14 protein-coding genes, 1 pseudogene and 1 riboswitch are annotated in these 19,319 nt (G+C 39.9%); of the genes and pseudogenes, 2 read left to right on the top strand and 13 right to left on the bottom strand.

The annotated features are described in order from the left end of the window. From BLP46_RS11300 to BLP46_RS11290, 3 genes and pseudogenes are all read right to left on the bottom strand, one after another. On the bottom strand, positions 1-267 hold a 267-nt coding region (locus tag BLP46_RS11300), incomplete at its 3' end, for a helix-turn-helix domain-containing protein (RefSeq protein ID WP_092978979.1). 351 nt (positions 268-618) lie between these two features. Beyond that, positions 619-1,242, bottom strand: a pseudogene (locus BLP46_RS11295) (YcaO-like family protein); the annotation flags it as partial. A gap of 199 nt (positions 1,243-1,441) precedes the next feature. Beyond that, positions 1,442-1,753, bottom strand: coding sequence for a hypothetical protein (locus tag BLP46_RS11290; protein ID WP_092979022.1), 312 nt, complete (start codon positions 1,751-1,753; stop codon positions 1,442-1,444). Positions 1,754-2,110: 357 nt separating this feature from the next. Next, positions 2,111-2,219: riboswitch (TPP riboswitch) on the top strand. Between the two features lie 110 nt (positions 2,220-2,329). Here BLP46_RS11290 and BLP46_RS11285 point away from each other — a divergent pair. Next, complete coding sequence (locus BLP46_RS11285) at positions 2,330-3,160, top strand: energy-coupled thiamine transporter ThiT (protein WP_143000491.1); 831 nt, start codon at positions 2,330-2,332, stop codon at positions 3,158-3,160. A gap of 296 nt (positions 3,161-3,456) precedes the next feature. Here the strand turns inward: BLP46_RS11285 and BLP46_RS11280 are convergent, their stop codons facing one another. The 10 genes from BLP46_RS11280 to BLP46_RS11235 all read right to left on the bottom strand — a co-directional run bounded on the left by BLP46_RS11280 (position 3,457) and on the right by BLP46_RS11235 (position 18,576). Next, complete coding sequence (locus BLP46_RS11280) at positions 3,457-4,899, bottom strand: hypothetical protein (RefSeq protein ID WP_092979018.1); 1,443 nt, start codon at positions 4,897-4,899, stop codon at positions 3,457-3,459. A 38-nt stretch (positions 4,900-4,937) separates the two neighbouring features. Further along, the gene (locus BLP46_RS11275) at positions 4,938-5,477 is read right to left on the bottom strand and encodes a zinc ribbon domain-containing protein (RefSeq protein WP_092979016.1); all 540 of its coding nucleotides are present in this window, start codon (positions 5,475-5,477) and stop codon (positions 4,938-4,940) included. Between the two features lie 265 nt (positions 5,478-5,742). After that, entirely contained in the window at positions 5,743-9,510 is a 3,768-nt protein-coding gene (locus BLP46_RS11270; RefSeq protein WP_092979014.1) for a phosphoribosylformylglycinamidine synthase, read from the bottom strand. Between the two features lie 307 nt (positions 9,511-9,817). After that, positions 9,818-10,459, bottom strand: coding sequence for a methionine ABC transporter permease (locus BLP46_RS11265; RefSeq protein ID WP_318259597.1), 642 nt, complete (start codon positions 10,457-10,459; stop codon positions 9,818-9,820). Between the two features lie 62 nt (positions 10,460-10,521). Continuing rightward, positions 10,522-11,520: a methionine ABC transporter ATP-binding protein gene (locus BLP46_RS11260; RefSeq protein ID WP_092979012.1), complete on the bottom strand. Its 999-nt coding sequence runs from the start codon at positions 11,518-11,520 to the stop codon at positions 10,522-10,524. 28 nt (positions 11,521-11,548) lie between these two features. Next, entirely contained in the window at positions 11,549-12,451 is a 903-nt protein-coding gene (locus BLP46_RS11255; protein WP_092979010.1) for a MetQ/NlpA family ABC transporter substrate-binding protein, read from the bottom strand. 318 nt (positions 12,452-12,769) lie between these two features. After that, entirely contained in the window at positions 12,770-14,164 is a 1,395-nt protein-coding gene (gene gltA, locus BLP46_RS11250) for an NADPH-dependent glutamate synthase (RefSeq protein WP_092979008.1), read from the bottom strand. A gap of 1 nt (position 14,165) precedes the next feature. Then, positions 14,166-15,008 carry a sulfide/dihydroorotate dehydrogenase-like FAD/NAD-binding protein gene (locus BLP46_RS11245; RefSeq protein ID WP_092979006.1) on the bottom strand — a complete coding sequence of 281 codons (843 nt, stop codon included), beginning with the start codon at positions 15,006-15,008 and terminating at the stop codon, positions 14,166-14,168. 277 nt (positions 15,009-15,285) lie between these two features. Further along, positions 15,286-17,532, bottom strand: a complete 2,247-nt coding sequence (locus tag BLP46_RS11240) for an alpha-amylase family glycosyl hydrolase (RefSeq protein WP_092979004.1) — start codon at positions 17,530-17,532, stop codon at positions 15,286-15,288. A 234-nt stretch (positions 17,533-17,766) separates the two neighbouring features. Then, on the bottom strand, positions 17,767-18,576 hold the full coding sequence (locus tag BLP46_RS11235; RefSeq protein ID WP_167669257.1) for a Cof-type HAD-IIB family hydrolase: 810 nt from the start codon (positions 18,574-18,576) through the stop codon (positions 17,767-17,769). A gap of 253 nt (positions 18,577-18,829) precedes the next feature. Between BLP46_RS11235 and BLP46_RS11230 the strand changes: the two genes are divergently transcribed. Next, positions 18,830-19,319 (top strand): carbohydrate-binding protein (locus BLP46_RS11230; protein ID WP_143000490.1); only part of this gene is annotated, 490 nt, incomplete at its 3' end.

Here is a 19,319-nt window from a genome sequence, read left to right as displayed (position 1 = left end):
AATTTCGTATTGCATCTGAGACAACTTGCTTAATTGTTGTATTGATGGCGGTAGAGAAGTTCCATCTTTTCGTGGTCTACCTTTGGGTTTAATTACTATACCCGATGCAAGTTTCCTTTGCTTACGGTTATATCTTGTTTTAAATTCCTGTACTTGATTTTTGCTAAATCCAAATTTTTCTGCAATTTCTCTTAATGTCTTTCCTTGTTCCCAAAGCTCTATTATTTCTTTTTCATATTGTTGTATATGTCGATATTCTCTTGGCATACAAAATCCCCCTATGGTAGTTTATTTTATTCTACCATAGGGGGTCTGTTTTTTCTATTGTCCGTTTTTTACGGACCTGTGCATTTTAAACTATCTCTTTCTTTTGTTTCAAAATAATCACTAATTACAATGGGAGCAAAGATGATATTCCAAATAAAAATCAGTTTATTACTAACAAAAATTGATAGTAACGAAAGAATGAAAAATAGGCCTATTAAGTAAAACCAAATAGTCGAAATATTTAGGGGAAATGATTTTAGCTTATTTTTTGATTGCATATTTCTCACTTTATCCTTTTTAGTAATATTAGAATTATTCTTTATTAAAAATATATAATTATTTATATTTCGGTTAATTGATAACAACGATAAAATATAGGAAATAGATAAAACCAATGCTGCAATTATTAGTGCACGTATTATTAATTCGCCAGAGACTCCTGTTTTTAATAAAAGTATGTTTCCAATTGGCAGACTGACTAACAGACTGAAAAGGGTATTGCGCTTTCCCTGTAGCGAAGCTATTCATCAAATTATGTGGAGTATATACACTTTTATTGGTAAAATCCATATAGCTTCGATTTGAATATATGGTAATCTCTCCTCCTTGTGTAGCTTCAGTAAGTGTTCTCTCCATGGCTACACCAAAATCTGGATGACATCCCAATTTAAGACCATATTTCCCCGTATTTTTTTCTATCATTAATAAGCCCGCTACCGGATACTCTCCGCCTAAAGAACAATCTTTCATATAAACATTCAAATTTTCAAATGAACAAGCTCTTTTGAACATAGAATATACATACGGATATTTTTTTATTACATCATCTGGAACATTTGGTAGTTGTAAAGCTTCAACGATAATCTTTTTCTGAATAAACCTTTCGACTATCTCAGCTAATCCCTGAACTATGGCTTCAGCAGGAGAATTTCCCGCTGACATTCCATTACTACCAAAATTATGAATAAAAAGACTATATGGTAAGTAGTCTTTTTATTTCTTACATCAAAAAAAGGAACCGTTAAATAGTATTTTTCATTATTTTCTATCTTATCCGGAACATTTACTGATTCAAACAGTATAGACTTTTCTTCGATAGATAACTTTTCTTTATTTCTATTTTCAAAATAACGATTTATATACGCATTGTCCTGCTTTACAATATCAAATGCATTTAGATATTGTTCATCTGGAAATTTCTAAAGCTGTAAGAACTATTATCCCTAAAATCAGGAACTGGATTTACAAAGTTGTTAGAAAACCTTTCAAATAACTCAGCGTATGCACTGGCCATACAATAATCTTTATTAACTCCTTTACCATTTGTTCCAATCCTGGTACCCTTAAAAACTACTCTCACAGAATTTGTTCCAATAACGCTCGCGTTAAAACAGGCTTCTTCTGTTTGTAAATTCATAGTTTTTAATTTATTTTTTAAAAACGCAACCGTGTTTTTAGGATCCTTTTCCTTATAATGAATATCCACTTATATCTCTCCTTACTAGTAATTTGATTTCATAATAATATATCAGTATATTATTTTATTAATTTATAATATTTTGCTATGTTATAGTAGATTTAATTTGCATTTTCAATTTTATTGCCTAATATATTAACTGTTAAACAATTTAAAATTTATAAATTAATAATTTTATACACAAATTGTGAATTTTAGTTAAAAAAGACTATAAACAACATTTTTTTACAATTATATAGTATATAATTACATTTGTCAAGCAAAATTTACACAAGATTATGTATAAATTAATTATACATAACAAAATTTATATCTATATGTTTATTTCTTGACAAAATTCGGCTTTGGATGTATATTATATGATATAAAATACCACAGGGGTGCTGACATAAGTCGGCTGAGATTGAATTATTGTATTCAAAACCCTTAACCTGATACGGATAATGCCGTCGTAGGGAGCACAATATTTTTGCGTAAGCAGATTTTAGCACCATACGATACGTATGGTGTTTTTTATTGTGTGAAACAGCGCAATATGATTTTCATTATTCGGATTTGAGCGGTGTTTTAGAAAGGGGATTTTTTATGAAAAACGTAAAACTTTTACAAAAGATGACCGAAAGTGCGGTTATGATTGCGCTTGCAACCATTCTCAGCCTTATTAAGGTAATTGATATGCCTTACGGAGGAAGCGTAACTTTTGCTTCAATGCTTCCGCTGATTATCATTGCATATCGTTACGGCTTCCCGTGGGGTGCGCTGACAGGCTTTGTGTATGGTCTTGTTCAAATGCTGTTTGGTCTTAACAACCTGTCATATGCAACAAGCTTCGGCGCAGCAATTGCAATTATCCTGCTTGACTATTTGTTTGCGTTCGCCGCAACATCACTTGGTGCAGTTTTCAGAAAGATGGAAAATGCTCCGACAGCAATGGGCTGTGGTGCACTTTTTGCCTGTGTTGTAAGATACATATTCCACGTAATTTCGGGTTGCACAGTATGGGCAGGCGTTTCTATTCCAAGTTCGGACGGTCTTGTTTATTCACTTGCCTACAATGCAACATATATGCTTCCGGAAACAATCATAACTGTTATCGCCGCAGTTTACATTGCACTGGTAATTGACTTTTCAAAGCCAAAAATCGCTGCCGCAAAAAAGAGCGATATTCCAACAGCTTCTTATATACTCAGCGGAATTGCCGGACTTGTACTTCTTGCCGCAATCACAGCAGTTTCAATCCTTGTTTTCCCGAATCTTCAGGATGCAGAAACAGGCGACTTTGCAATCACAGGAATTGCAAACACCAACTTTACCGCTTTGTTAATAGTTGCCATTGTTGCAATAGTTATTATTGCCGCACTGTTGATAGCTAAAAAGGTTTTGACCTCTAACTCAAATAAATCCAAAAATGCATAAAACATATTTATTATGTTTTATTATACAAAATTTATTTCATTTTTCTTTCCTATAAGAGCTTTTTAAATTTTGGAAATTATCACACTCCTACCTTTTATTAAGCTCACAGAGGCTGTATTCGTTTGAATGCAGCCTCTTGCTATTAATAAGGGATTTGTCCACTTTAATTTCATAAGGACACTTATTATTAAATCACCATAATTGTCGGGTTTGATAAAACTTACATTAATAAATACACTGCAAAAAGGAGCACCTGTCTTTGACAAGTGCTCCTAACAAAATACTATTGTGTTTTATTAAAGATTTATCTTTCTCTTATAATACATAACTGCGGCAAAAGCTAAACCGGCAATCAAAACAACAACAGCGGAAACCAATCCTGTATTACCTGTTTGAACAGCGTTATTATCGGCTGTGTCGGCGGTAGCTTTCTTTGTTGATGTATCTGCAGTAGCCGCATAAGCAGTTGAACTTGCTTCAACTGTTGTCGGTGCAATTGTTGTTTCGGGAACAGTTGTTACAGGTTCTGTATTATCAATAACTTCACCTGATATTGCAGGGATAACATAGCTGACCTCAACAGAAGCAGGCTCTGAAGTTTCGTCGGAATCAACGCTGATTGTAACCGTAACTGTTCTTTCCACATTACTTGGATCAGCCTTTAACTGCCAAGTTGTCTGCTGTTCTGCGTTAGAAGAAAGCTGAGAATATGTGATGGTGTTTTCACCTGACGCAAGCTCTACTCCGCTTGGAAGTGAAATACCGAGTTTTACATTGTTAAGGTCAATATCTCCGGAATTTTTCAAATATCCCATAAGTGAAACCAGATTATAACCTGTTCCGTCTGCATTAACTTCAAAATTCTGTTCTACCTTGGTTGCTCCAACTGAAATTTTGCCGTTTCTGCTTACGATAACTTCGCCAAGTCCATAGTATCCCGTGTATGTTCTGCTTTCACCAGGTGCAAGAGCTTTCTCATACCAAATTCCGTTTACGGTGCTGTCGCCGATGGCGGAACTGCTGTCTACATCAGGAACAAGCACATCGCTTGAGCTAATAAAGTAATTGTTATACTGAACTTCATCAGGTTTGCCGGAACCGGTTGCAAACGAGCCTGACGCAGTGATTGTCGGATTTGACAAATCATCAAACACCTGATAATTCTTTGTAATTTGGTCGCCGACAAGTCTTGTTCTGGTTGTTACAGGACCAATGCCGGGAACCCTGAACGGAGCACTGTCGTTTGCATCAAGCATTGTGTCAAACATAATTCTGCAACCTACATTTTTTGACTCATCGGATGTATTGGTAGCTTTCATTGTAACAGAAAAAGCGTCGTCCTTGCCGGTAACACTGTTATTTACAAACTCATATGACTTTGCAAACTCAACGCCATCATAATTGAAACTTTCGGTAATAGTTTTTCCGTCGTCAGAAATGCTTTGCTCGTAAGAAGTGCGATAGCTTACACTTCCGTCAACCGAAAAATAAACTCTTGAAGTTCCGTACGGTGCATCGTAAACAAGTTTTGAATCTCCGTAAAGAAGACGCTGGTCGTTATCTGTTGACGAAGTACCGTCTGTCTTATAAGCGATAAATCTGCCTGAGTCTACGCCAAGTCTTAGGTAATCGTTATCAATTACTTTATCGGAACCTGCCGCAAATGAAGTAACGGTCGATGCTAAAACTGCCACACATGCTGTCATCAAAACAGCAAGGTTTTTTTTGATTTTATTCATACTTTGCTCCTCCTGATTATATGAATACATCTTGCTTATTACTTTTCAAAATGCTTACTGATAAAGTCAATCTGTCCGAGAATCGGCAACTTAGTAAAAGTTCCCTTTGCAGCGTTAACAATTCCGATAATTGCAAGAACCAAAAAGAAGATACCGCCAAGGCTCAGGATAGCCGATACCAATGATGCAACAACGCTAGGAACACCGAACCATGTCGGCGGAAAAATTGTTCCCACAATTGCATTGATAATTAACTGCAAAATCCAATATGCAACAGAAAAAATCATAAGAGTTAATCCCTGACCCGAATGAAAACGGGCAAACTTTGAATCTTTGGCTGCAAATATCGGAATTAATACCAGCAAACCAATATATGCAAGAACAGCCATTACCTTGTTGTTTTGAACATCAGCGTCCAACGGCTGAGCCTGCTGGGCGTTCTGGTTCTGATAAGACTGATTTGAATATGCCTGCTGAGGATTAACGTTTTCTGCTTTCTTTTGAACACGAGTACCACAAGATGAGCAAAACTCTGCATTATCGTCAAGTTTTGCACCGCAATTACTGCAAAATGCCATTTTTATAACCCCTCATATCTATAATATTTTCAATATAATATTATATTTATAAAATCTGTAAAAGTCAATATTACTTCACATATTTGGTGTTTATGCATATTTATATATTTCAGCGCTGCTTAATTATAGTGAACAGTGTGATATTTATGCAACTTGTTATATATCTATAACAATACAATATGATAATCTGATAACATATATGTCAATTAAATCACAAACTGCCGCAGAGCAAAAGTCTCTGCGGCAGTCAATCATTTTATTTCAATTATTTAAAGTAGTTTACGCCGCTTTCAAAAATCTTTTGGTCTTTTTCAAACGGAACATTCTTATAAAGGTTTTCGCCCTTTCTTTCGCTGTGTCCCATTTTACCCAAAACTCTTCCGTCAGGAGAGGTAATACCCTCAATTGCGCAAACCGAACCGTTGAGGTTGTAGGTAATGTCTTCGCTTGGCTTGCCGTTAAGGTCAACATACTGTGTTGCAATCTGTCCGTTTTCAGCAAGCTGCTTAACGGTTTGGATATCAGCCATAAATCTACCCTCACCGTGTGAAACGGGAACCGCAAAAACATCGCCTGCATTAACACCGGCAAACCACGGAGATTTTACCGAAGTAACTCTTGTGTACGCCATATGAGAAATATGACGGCCGATTGTGTTAAAGGTCAATGTTGGGTCGGTTGGCTTCAGCTCTCTGATTTCGCCGTACGGTACAAGACCGAGTTTTATGAGTGCCTGGAAGCCGTTGCAAATTCCTAACATAAGACCGTCACGTTTTTTAAGAAGCTCATTTACAGCCTCGGCAACTCTCGGATTACGGAATGTTGTTGCGATAAATTTACCTGAACCGTCCGGCTCGTCACCGCCCGAGAAACCACCCGGAAGCATAATCATTTGTGATGATTTTATAATTTCTTCCATTTTATCAATGGTCTCTTCAATTCCCTTTGAGCTTAAGTTCTTAACAATAAGAGTCTCAACCTCTGCGCCTGCTTTTTCAAATGCGCGTGCGGTATCAACTTCGCAGTTTGTACCGGGGAATACAGGAATAAACACCTTTGGTTTTGCTGTCTTTATTGCAGGAGAGTGCTGATTTCTTTCTGTAAATAATCCTGCATCAACTGCCATTTTCGGGCAGTCCGCCTGCGTTGGAAATACCTTTTCAAGAGGAGCAGTCCACTTGTCAATAATGTCAGAAAGCAGAACACTGTCTTTACCCATCGAGATTTTTCCGTCATCAGTAGTCACACCCAAATCATAGCTTAATACGCTGTCGTCAAGTGCCGCACCGTCGGCAAGCTCAATAACGAGCGAACCGGAAAGCGGAGCAAACAATTCTTTGTTTGTAAGTTCTTTTGCAAACTTGAATCCAATTCCGTTACCAAAGCAGGCTTTGCAAACGCTTGCAGCTGCGCCGCCCTCTTTTACAACGGATGCAGATAGGATTTTTCCGCTGTCTGCCAAAGCATAAACCGCCTTGTACATTGCAATAAGCTTGTCCCAATCAGGCATTAAAGTTTCCTTGTTTTCCGGAACGGGAACATAGATAACCTTTGAACCCGACTTCTTAAATTCCGTTGAAATTGTCTTTGAAGCCTTTGTCATAGCAACAGCAAAACTTACAAGGGTTGGCGGAACGTCTATATCTTCAAAAGTTCCCGACATACTGTCCTTGCCGCCGATAGACGGAAGACCGAGTTTGAGCTGAGCTTCCATTGCACCCAAAAGTGCAGCGGCAGGCTTGCCCCAACGTGAGGGAACGTCCTTTAATCTTTCAAAATACTCTTGGAATGTCAAACGTGCAGTAAGCGGATTTGCTCCGATTGCAAGCAGCTTAGACAGCGATTCAACTACCGCATAAGCCGAACCGTGGAACGGACTCCAACGTGATACTCCCGGAATGTAGCCGTAACTCATTGCGGTTGCGTCATCGGTTTCTCCTTTTTCAAGCGGAATCTTTGCAACCATTGCCTCTTGCGGAGTAAGCTGATTTTTTCCGCCAAACGGCATAATTACCGTTGCGGCACCGATAGATGAGTCAAAACGCTCTGCAAGTCCGATTTGTGAGCAAACCTCAAGTCTACCCATATTTTCTTTTATTGCCTCGTCAAATGAAAGATTTTCGAGTTTTTCGGGGCATTTTTCACGGTAACAATACTCTGCCTTAGGAGCAGTAATATAAGCCTTGGCAACCTGAGTAACACCGTTTGTATTCAAAAACTCACGGCTGAGGTCAACAATTGTGTCACCTCTCCAATTCATTGTGAGTCTTGGATTTTCTGTTACAACCGCAACCGCTGTTGCCTCAAGGTTTTCTTTGTCGGCTTCTGCAATAAAATTGTCAACATCTTTTTTGTCCAAAACAACTGCCATTCTTTCCTGGCTCTCGGAAATTGCAAGTTCCGTGCCGTCAAGTCCGTCATACTTCTTTGTAACTTTGTCCAAATCAACCGTAAGACCGTCTGCAAGCTCGCCTATTGCAACGCATACGCCGCCTGCACCAAAGTCGTTACATCTCTTTATAAGCTTTGCAACATTCGGATTTCTGAACAAACGCTGAATTTTACGCTCTGTCGGAGGATTACCCTTTTGTACCTCTGCTCCGCAGGTTTCGATTGAGCTTTCTGTGTGAGCCTTTGAAGAACCCGTTGCGCCGCCGCAGCCGTCACGTCCTGTTCTTCCGCCCAAAAGAACGATAACATCATCCGGAAGCGGAACCTCACGAATAACATTTTCCTTTGGAGAAGCACCGATAACTGCGCCGATTTCCATTCTTTTTGCAACATAGCCCTTGTCATAAAGTTCTGTTACCTGACCTGTTGCAAGACCTATCTGGTTACCGTATGAGCTGTAACCGTTGGCAGCACCGGTAGTGATTTTTCTTGAAGGAAGTTTTCCGTGCATAGTGTCCTTAAACGGGATTGTCGGGTCACCCGAACCGGTAACACGCATAGCCTGATAAACATAAGCACGTCCCGAAAGCGGGTCACGAATAGCACCGCCAAGGCAAGTTGCCGCACCGCCGAAAGGTTCTATCTCGGTTGGGTGGTTGTGAGTTTCGTTTTTAAACTGAACAAGCCACTTTTCTGTCTTTCCGTCAATTGTAACAGGCACTTCGATAGAGCAGGCGTTGATTTCTTCGCTTTCATCAAGGTCGGGAATAAGTCCTTTCTTTTTGAGCGACTTCATACCTATCAAAGCCATGTCCATAAGAGATACTATTCTCTTTGTGTCTTTGCCGTAAACCTCGTCACGTGTTTGATAATACTCAGCAAGAGCGTCTTCGATAACCTTGCCGAGTGCTGATTTTTCTATTTCAATTTCACTTAATCGTGTAAGGAAGGTGGTGTGACGACAATGGTCCGACCAATATGTATCGATAACCCTGAGTTCTGTTACACTCGGGTCACGGTGTTCGGTATCACGAAAATAATCACGGCAGAACTTTAAATCATCAAGCGTCATAGCAAAGCCCATTGAACCGTAATATTTTTCCATCTCATCGTCGTTCCATTTTATAAAGCCCTCAACACGCTTTACATTTTCGGGTACAGGAGTTTCAATATCAAGCGTTGTTGGCTTTTCAAGGGAAGCAAGGCGACTTTCAACCGGGTTGATAAGGTATTCTTCAACCTTTGTGAGTTCGTCAGAAGTAATATCGCCCTTAAGTGCAATAACACGTGCGGTAAGCACCTTGCACCTTTCGCCCTGTGTAAGGAGCTGAACACACTGCTCGGCAGAGTCGCCGCGCTGGTCGTACTGGCCCGGGAGATACTCCATCGCAAATACCTTCCAGCCGTCCTCAACAGGCAATGTTTCTTCATAAATCACGTCTGCGTTAGGCTCGGAAAGCACAATTCCCTTTGCCTTATCATATTCTTCCTTTGACAATCCCTCAATGTCATAGCGGACAATGTAGCGCAAATCTGTAACGGATTTCATTCCGAGATTGTGACGAATATCCCACAACGTCTGCTTTGCAAGAACGTTGAAGCCGTCACGTTTTTCAACAAAAATTCTGATTACGTCTGACATAAATTTTAGCCTCCCGAATAAATCATATTCGTTATTATAATAACACACATATGGTAAATTTTATTTCATTTATGGCAATATAACCGTTTAATAGTTTCAAAATCTCTTTATAACAAGCTTGACGTTAGGTTATGCATAAATTAACCACAACATTAAAAAGCAACGAATTGCAGTCAGTGCAAAGGAACAAACCTCGATGCGGCACACGCTTTAAAAGCGAAGGCATCTGCATTCAGGTTATAAAAACCAACCAAAATTAAAAACCCCCTAAGTATTCCAAACCTGAAATACTTAGGGTTAGTGTGCATTATCTTTTAAGACGTTTATCTGTTTTTATGGCAAGATGTGTACCGACAGATTGGAACACCTGAACAAGCACAATCAGCAAAACAACCGCCGCAAACATTACCAAATACTTATAACGGTAATAGCCGTAATTAATAGCTATTTTTCCAAGGCCGCCGCCTCCGATAATGCCGCTCATTGCGGTATAGCTTAAAATCGTGGTTATGGCAATCGTAAAGTTTGAAATAAGCGACGGAACGCTTTCGGGAATCATCACCTTGACAATTACCTGAAACGGTGACGCACCCATACTCTGAGCCGCTTCTATAATATTTGGATTGATTTCTCTGAGGCTTCCCTCCACAAGTCTTGCAACGAACGGAAACGCCGCAATAACAAGAGGCACAATAGATGCGGTTGTACCGACTGTTGTACCGACTATAAGTCTTGTAAGAGGAAATACCATTATCATTAAAATCAAAAATGGCACGGAACGCAGTATATTAACTATAAAATTAATTACTACCATTAACGGTTTTGGCAGCGGCAAAACGCCGTCCTTATCTCCCGTGGCAAGAATAACGCCTATCGGAAGACCGATAATTATTGAAAACAAAGTGGCAAGAACTGTTATATACAGGGTCTCCCACAATGCAAAAAGCATTTCACTGCTGATTATTTTCCAAGCTTCGGCAAGGGTTTCCTGCGAAAATAAATCATTAAACATTACCGAACCTCCTCAACTTCAATTCCGTCAAATTCAGCAAGATACTTGCGAATTTTCAAAAGCGTTTCATCACTGTCAACGCCGATAGTAATATTACCGTACAAAACGCCGTTCAATTCTTTGGTAGATACCGAAACCAGATTCACAAGAATATTTAGGTCAAGCGATAATTTGGAAATAAGCGGCATACCAACGATGTTTGCTCCGTTAAGAACAATGCGTATTACTTTTTTATATGCAGATAAATTCACCTGATTTTCCTCATAATCGGGATTAACAAGATGTTTTGCGACTTCTGACTGTGGATGAGCAAATACCTGAACCACTTCGCCCTCTTCGGCAACAACACCGTCAGAAATAATTGCAACCTTGTTGCAAACTTCCTCAACTACCGACATTGCGTGGGTAATAATAACAACAGTTATGTTATATTTTTGATTTATCTCTTTAATTAGGTTGAGTATAGACTTTGTTGTTTTTGGGTCAAGTGCGCTTGTAGCCTCATCGCAGAGCAAAATTTTCGGGTCGGTGGCAAGTGCTCTGGCTATTGCCACTCTTTGCTGCTGACCGCCGGAAAGCTGAGCCGGATAAGCATTTGCTTTGTCTGGAAGTCCTACAAGTTCAAGTAATTCCAATGCCTTTTTACGCGCGTCAGCCCTCTTGACGCCTGCAAGCTCAAGAGGGAAGCTGATGTTTTTTAACACATTTTTCTGCATGAGCAGGTTAAAGCTCTGAAAAATCATAGCGATTTTTGAGCGCTCTTTTCTCAGCTCCGACGGCGAAAGCGCAGTCATACTTTTGCCGTCTATTACTATATCGCCCGAGGTAGGACTTTCAAGCATATTGATGCACCTTACAAGTGTGCTTTTTCCTGCGCCGCTCATTCCGATGATTCCGTAAATATCACCGTCATTAATTTTGAGCGAAACATTTTTTAGTGCTTCAAAATCTTTGCCGTCAACTTTAAAAGTTTTTGACACGTTTTTTATTTCAATCACCGAAAGTCCTCCTCTCTAATAATTTGTATTATTTTAAAGCGTCAAGGGTTTTCTGTTTGCCACCGTAAATTCCGATTGGCTCAACGTGGATAGTAGCAGTCGATACAAGTTGAGTTCCGTTCTGAGAGTTAAAGTCCTCAAGATAAGGAAGGTGCTGGAAGTAGTTTGCGTCAAATTTGCCGCTTTCAACAACATTGTTTGGCTGAACATAATCTGTAAACTCGGTTACTTCAAGGTCAATGTCTTTCTCGGCAAGGATTTTCTTAGCCTCTGCAAGAATCTCGGCGTGAGGTGTCGGAGATGCTGCAACTGTAATCTTCTCACCCTTAAGTGAATCATAATCTACCGAGCTGTCAAAGCCGTCTGTCGGATTATCAACTGTGCTAACAACTGCGCCGTCATATTTGCTTGAAATAAAATCTGCAATCTGCTTGCTTTCGAGTGCAGCCTTGAGTGCCTTAATCTTATCTGAGTTTTCGTTGCCCTCTTTAACGGCAAGAATGTTGCCGTAAGCTGATGAAGATCCTTCGATTCCAAGTGAATCTTTAACCGGATTCAAACCTGCTTCAATTGCGTAATTTGAATTAATTACTGCGTAGTCAACATCCTGAAGTACGTTTGGAACCTGAGCTGCTTCAACCTCGTTAAACTTTATGTTATGCGGATTATCTGTTATGTCCTTAACTGTTGCAGTAATTCCGGCATCTTTGTCAAGAGTGATGTATCCGAGCTCTTCCAAAAGCAAAAGTGCTCTTGCTTCGTTTGTTGTGTCATTAGGAACAGCGATTGTAACATTCTCTACCTTTGAGCTCTCAGATGATGATGAAGAGCTGTCACTGTTTGATGACGAATCTGATGAGCAGCCTGCAAAAGCTGCAACTGATGTAAGTGCGAGTGCTGATGTTAATATGATTGATAAAATTTTCTTCATTTTCATTATCTCCTTAAAAATTATAGATTTAAATTCAGTGTTTGTAATAATCATCAAATTTATTAACACATTCGTTCATATCTGTAATTTTGTCTCAGGAGATCTACCAAAAGCTTTAACATAATAATATACCCCTATCAATTACATACCATATTGGTGTGTTTCCTTTGCGTTGTATATTACCATAATTGAGCTCGGTTGTAAATAGGATTCGCCATTCCAAAAAGTTATTATTAGTTATAGGATAAAACAATAAGCCGCAAAAAGCCGCTAAAAAAGGGAACGACAACCGCCGTTCCCTTAAAAATTCGGATTCAATTATTTGTTTTTATTCTGAATATATTCATCAATTGCTGCTGCTGCGGTCTTACCGGCACCCATTGCAAGGATAACCGTTGCCGCACCTGTGACTGCGTCACCGCCGGCAAAAACACCTTCACGTGAAGTAGCACCGTTGTCGTCAGCAATAATTCCGCCCCATTTCTGAGTTTCAAGTCCCTTAGTAGTTGACTTGATGAGCGGATTTGGCGAAGTACCGATTGCGATAATTACAGAATCAACGTCAATAACGAACTCGCTTCCCTCAACCGGAACAGGGCGGCGTCTGCCGCTTGCGTCAGGCTCGCCAAGCTCCATCTTGATGCACTTCATACCTGTAACAAATTCGTCCTCGTTGCCGAGAATTTCAATCGGGTTGTTGAGCAGTTTGAAGATGATTCCCTCTTCTTTTGCGTGTTCAACTTCCTCTTTACGGGCAGGAAGCTCTTCTTCGCTTCTTCTGTAAACTATATAAACTTCATCGGCACCAAGACGTTTTGCACATCTTGCCGCATCCATAGCAACGTTACCGCCGCCGACTACCGCAACCTTTTTGGAATGCATAATCGGGGTAGTAGAACCGTCTTTGTATGCTTTCATAAGATTGGTTCTGGTGAGGAACTCATTTGCCGAATATACGCCGCAGTAGTTTTCACCCGGGATATTCATAAATCTTGGCAAACCTGCGCCTGAACCGATAAATACCGATTCAAAGCCGTAGTCGTCCATAAGTTCGTCAATTGAGATTACACGGCCGACAACCATATTTGTCTCAACCTTAACGCCAAGTGCCTTAAGAGTGTCAACCTCTTTCTGAACAATTGACTTAGGAAGTCTGAATTCAGGGATACCGTAAACAAGCACGCCGCCGGCAAGGTGAAGTGCCTCAAATACTGTTACGTCATAACCTTTCTTTGCAAGGTCACCTGCGCAGGTAAGACCGGCAGGGCCCGAACCGATAACGGCAACCTTGTGACCGTTTGGCTGTGGCTTATTAACAACTACATTTTCCTGAGCGTTGTGCCAATCGGCAACAAAGCGCTCAAGTCTGCCGATTCCGACAGGCTCGGTCTTGATTCCTCTTACACACTTTGACTCACACTGGCTTTCCTGCGGACATACACGACCGCATACGGCAGGAAGTGAGCTTGACTGTGAGATAACGTCATATGCTGCGCCGAAATTACCCTCGGCAACTTCTTTTATAAAATCAGGAATCTGAATATGTACCGGACAGCCGGATACACATGGCTTATGCTTGCAGTGGAGGCAACGCTGAGCCTCTTCAACTGCTACCTCCTGAGTGTAACCCAAAGCAACCTCAAGGAAGTTTTTATTTCTTACATTCGGCTCCTGCGAAGGCATCGGAGCCTTTTTTGGTGACATATTAGGCATTTTACTCAACCTCCTTGTTCAAAAGATTGCAGGTTTCTTCATATGCGTGACGCTCAAATTCCTTATACATTGCTCCGCGCTTCATAGCCTCGTCAAAATCAACCTTAAATCCGTCAAAATCAGGACCGTCAACGCAAGCAAACTTTGTCTGGCCGTCAACCGTTAAGCGACAGCCGCCGCACATTCCTGTGCCGTCAATCATAATCGGGTTCATAGAAACAGTTGTAGGAATATTATGCGGCTTTGTTGTCTTAACAACAAATTTCATCATAATAAGCGGACCGATTGTTATAACCATATCGTAGTTTTCGCCGGCTTCTATAAGCTCTTCAAGCGGAGTTGTAACAACGCCTTTTCTGCCGTATGAGCCGTCATCGGTCATAACCACGAATTTATCCGAACAGGCATTGAATTCATCTTCTAGAATAACCAAATCTTTATTTCTGAATCCAACTATTGAGTGAACCTCACAACCGATTTCGTGAAGCTTTTCAGCAACAGGAAGTGCAATCGCACAACCAACGCCGCCGCCTACAACACAGACTTTTTTAAGTCCGTCGGTATGAGTCGGCTGTCCGAGAGGACCGACAAAATCGTGAATGTAGTCTCCCTCATTAAGTTCATTCAAAAGCTTTGTGGTAGCACCGACAATCTGGAAAATTATTCTGACAGTACCCTTTTCTCTGTCATAGCCTGCAACAGTAAGCGGAATACGCTCGCCGTTTTCGTCTACTCTGAGAATAATAAACTGTCCCGGCTCTGCTTTTTTGGCGATAAGCGGAGCTTCAACTTCCATTAATGTAACAGTCGGGTTAAGAGCTTTTTTCTTAACTATTTTATACATTATATTCCCTATCCTTTCGTTTTTATCTGACAAAATGCATATTACCCATTTATTCACATTTTATGTTAATAATTTTATCATAAAAGCTGTTTGTTTTCAAGGTGTATTTATAGGTAGGTTATGTAATTTTTGCAATAAGAATATACAAATTCTTTTGAGATATATTATTAATTCTACCGAAAAGAGAATCAATTGTGATTTCAATTATATTGGCATGATATTATACAAAATCAGGGCACTGCAAAAGCAATGCCCTGAAGAATTTTAAGAGTAAATCTTATTTAAGATATGTGCCGTTTGTACCAATCTTGCCGTTGATTCCTGTAAATCCTGGAGCGCAGCATACGTAAACACGCATATTTGCTGTTCCCATTGAAGGAACGGTAAGAGTACCGTTGGTAACATTCTTTACATCGCCTGTAACGGCGTCGATGTACTTGCCGTTAGGAAGATTCTTGAATGTTGCGCCGCCTGAGATTGCAACACAAGCAAGGCTGTCTGTGCCGTTTGCTGTGTAACGGCGTACAAATGCCATATTACCGTCAACATAGTTGCTTGAAGTTGTGTACTGACCTTTCTGAAGAGCAGGAACTGCACGTCTGATAAGGTTAAGCTGCTGCAAGTGAACTGAAAGCGGTGAAGAAAGTGTTTCTTTTACCTTTCCGCTTGCTGTATACTTACCAAAGTCAGAAGCTGTTACAGTACCCTCAATGTTGTCACCGTAGTATGCACGGCCTGACTTTGAAAGCGGAATATTTGTTCCGTCGTCAATTTTCTGACCTTTCTGGAATTCAATTTCTGAACCGTAATAAATACATGGGATACCACGGAATGTGAACATAAGGTCCATATTCTCAGCCCAAGCCTGTGTGCCGTAATTGTAACGAACATACTGACATGAGTTTGGAGCATAGTCGTGTGAATCAACGTAGGTTACGTTCCATGTTGAGTCATTGAAGTATGGATCTTCACCAAGTGCAGTTCCAAATGCGCTACTTGCATTTTCAAAGTTCCAGTGCATTGTAAAGTCAATTACGCCTGTACCGTTTGACTTGCTGTAATCAGGTGTGTGATATGTAAGACCGTTGAGGTAAACGTTGTTGCTCTTCTCAAGCTGGTCTGTGCTCTTGAACATATGAGTCTGATAATGCTTCTTTGAATTCTCGTTGTTGGTATTCCAATCCGAGAAGTTTGTTCCCCAATTGTTCTTCCAAGCACTCTCGGTTTCAGCCCAAGTGAAGAAGAACGGAGAGTCAGAAGCGCCGCCCTCATTTATAAACTCGCTCCATCTTGCACAAACTTCGCCGAAGATGTAGAAGTTCTTAATGTTCTTAAACTTAGGGAAATAAGCGCTGTTGAGTGTCCATCTGTTGATATGCTTTTCTGTATCAAGACGGAATGCGTCAACGCCCATATTTGCGTAATCAAGATATGTATCTGTAATGTAGTTTGCAACTACCGGGTTCTCTGTGTTAATATCAACGCAGTCGCCTGCCATTGAGCCCTGCTGTTCAAGCTCGGTACCGTAACCCATATTACGCTCTCTGTGATAAGTTTCCTGCTTATCGTGACCGTTGTTCTTAAGGTCCTTCATTATGTCAAGTCTTGCCTGGAACTGTGCATCGCCGTTCATACTGTCATAATTAGGATAAGCCTTATCAAGCTCAGAACCCTCGATTACCTTCATGCTGTCTGTTGAAGCAAGATCCTGAACCGAGTTGTATTCCTTTGTAAACATTTCGCAAAGAGTCTTTTCGCCGAAGTTACCTGAGTGGTTCCAAACAACGTCCTGAATAATTTTCAAGCCTTTTGCGTGTGCTGCATCAATAACGTCCTGATATGTGGTGTCATCACTTTCATAACGAACATCAACTGTACTAAAGTCAAATGCATGGTATCCGTGATAATCGTAACCGGATGCATTTGTTACAACAGGTGTAATCCAAATTGCGGAGAATCCAAGAGCCTTAATGTAATCCATCTTCTCAATAAGGCCTTTGAAGTCGCCGCGCCATGCAGGGTCGCTGTCAGGGTTGTTTGCTTCGCCGTCAGCCCAGCAGTGAACGTTGTTACCTGTGTCGCCGTCATAAAAACGTGTGGTAATAATAAAGTAGATAGAATCTTCTCTCAAATCTGCACGGTCATACGGAGTGTTGGTGCTTGACCATCTGCCGTCTTTATACCACCATTCGCCTGTTTTACGTGTAAGTTCCTTTGACTGTTTGCCGTTTACAACGAACATGAGATTGATTTTTGTAACATTGTCAAATGTGTACTTGTAATATCCGTTGCCTTCAGCAATCATTGCCTTACCGGGATACTGTGTTTCAATATTCTGCGGAAGACTGTTCCAGTAATAAACATACGGAGTTCCGCTTTCGCTGTAATAGTGCACGGTAATGCCGCTTGACGCAGAAGTGTCGCTGTCGTCATCAATGTTTGCTGCATTAACAGAAATGATTCCGGCAGTGCATACGACACAAAGCGTCAGGATTAAAGCAATAACCTTTTTAAAGTGTGCCATAGATTTTCCTCCTTAAAAACTGAATAAAATAATACAAGCTAATTATAAAGTAGTATTCAAAATGTATATTTTTTTCAAAGAATTATAGTGATTGTTTCACTGACAAAAATTTGTACGGTAATTTAGGTATTTTCACCAAAAAGCCGTTTAATTTGTCATTTACAAAATTTTTTCTGTTAAAGAACAAAGGCAACACCGCAAAAATTGCAGCATTGCCTCAAAATATTTATTATTTTATTTCAAAACAAATTTCTCAAGCGTTTTAGCTATTCCGTCATCATCATTGGACTCGCAAACATAATTTGCAATCTTTTTGACTTCCTCTTCGCCATTACTCATTGCTACACCAAACCCGGCATAACCTATCATGGTCATATCATTGTAATTATCACCGAATGCAATCAGCTCATCCTTATTTACTCCGAGTTTTTCAAGTAAAAGCGGAAGCATTGAGCCCTTTGAAACGCCAAACGGCATAATTTCAAGGAAGTATGGCGCGCTCTTATATACATCGAGCAATCCGTCATATCTCTTTGACAGAATTTCCTGATATTTATCAAGTTCGTCCGGTTCGCCGGCAAGCAAAATTTTGTTAATATCAAAGTTAACGGCAGAAATAAAGTCATCAACCGCTATCATATCCATTTTTAATATATCACGCTCAACATAGGTATAATCATTAACACGGTTGTTTGCAAAAATTTTTCTTTCATCGTGAACCATAACAGTGATATTTGAATCCTTAAGTACTCCCACAATATCAGGCAGATATTCCTTTGGGAAAAGCTTGCTGACAACGGTTTTGCCTGTTGTGCAGTCAATAATCTTTCCTCCGCCAAATGCCATAATAAATCCGCCGTATCTTCCGAGCATAAGGTCGTTTGCAAGCGGAACCACACCAACAGGGTGTCTGCCCGATGCAATAATAATTCGCTTACCCTGCCTCTGGGCTTCAATAAGAGCGTAACGTGTGTGCGGAGTAAGCTCCTTGTTTGAGTTAAGCAATGTGCCGTCAATGTCTAATGCAATAAGTTTAAAATCCATAATTTCACCTATATCAGTTACTCTGAATCCCACTTTCATTAAATAATACAGAAATTATCAATCAATAGAAATATATCACAACAAACAGCATAATGCAACTTGTAAACAAAATTATTTTGCAAAAAAATCATAGTCAAGTTAATATTTTTCACAATTTTGTATTTTCCGACAACTTTCGACTAAATATTCACAAACAACGTACTATAATATACCTGTAAGCGCTTACGAAAGAACAAAATAAGGAGATTTAACGATGACAAAAACAAATGTATTTAAAAAATCCGTTTCATTGGCTTTAGCATTTACAATGCTTTTAAGCCTGTTCTGCATAATGTCAAAAACAAATGTTGGCGCTGTTACAGACAGAGTAAGCATGTATTCAAGCGACGTAACATTTGTAAAATACGGTATGGTTACCCGCAACATCTATATCAAAACAACAGATAATGCTTCATCTCAACAAGTTTATGTTCACTATAATTATATGTCCGGTGAAGAATGGAGAGACAAACAGGCTGAATACTTTACAACCCTTTCAGACGGTTCAAAAATCTTCAAAGCTTCTATAACCAGCTTTAAAGATGAATACGCAATTAAATACATTTCAGACGGCAACGAGTACTGGGATAATAATAACGGAAACAATTATCATAATGAAGTAATTGGCTCAGCTCCGATTACTGTAAGAAGAGATTACAGTCAGTCAACTTCATTTGATTCTCAGTATACAGTAAATGTTGTTT

The sequence above is a fragment of the Ruminococcus sp. YE282 genome (genome assembly GCA_900101355.1).
GTDB classification, from domain to species: Bacteria; Bacillota; Clostridia; order Oscillospirales; family Acutalibacteraceae; genus Ruminococcoides; species Ruminococcoides bromii_A.
This window is presented reverse-complemented; position numbering and strand designations above follow the sequence as displayed.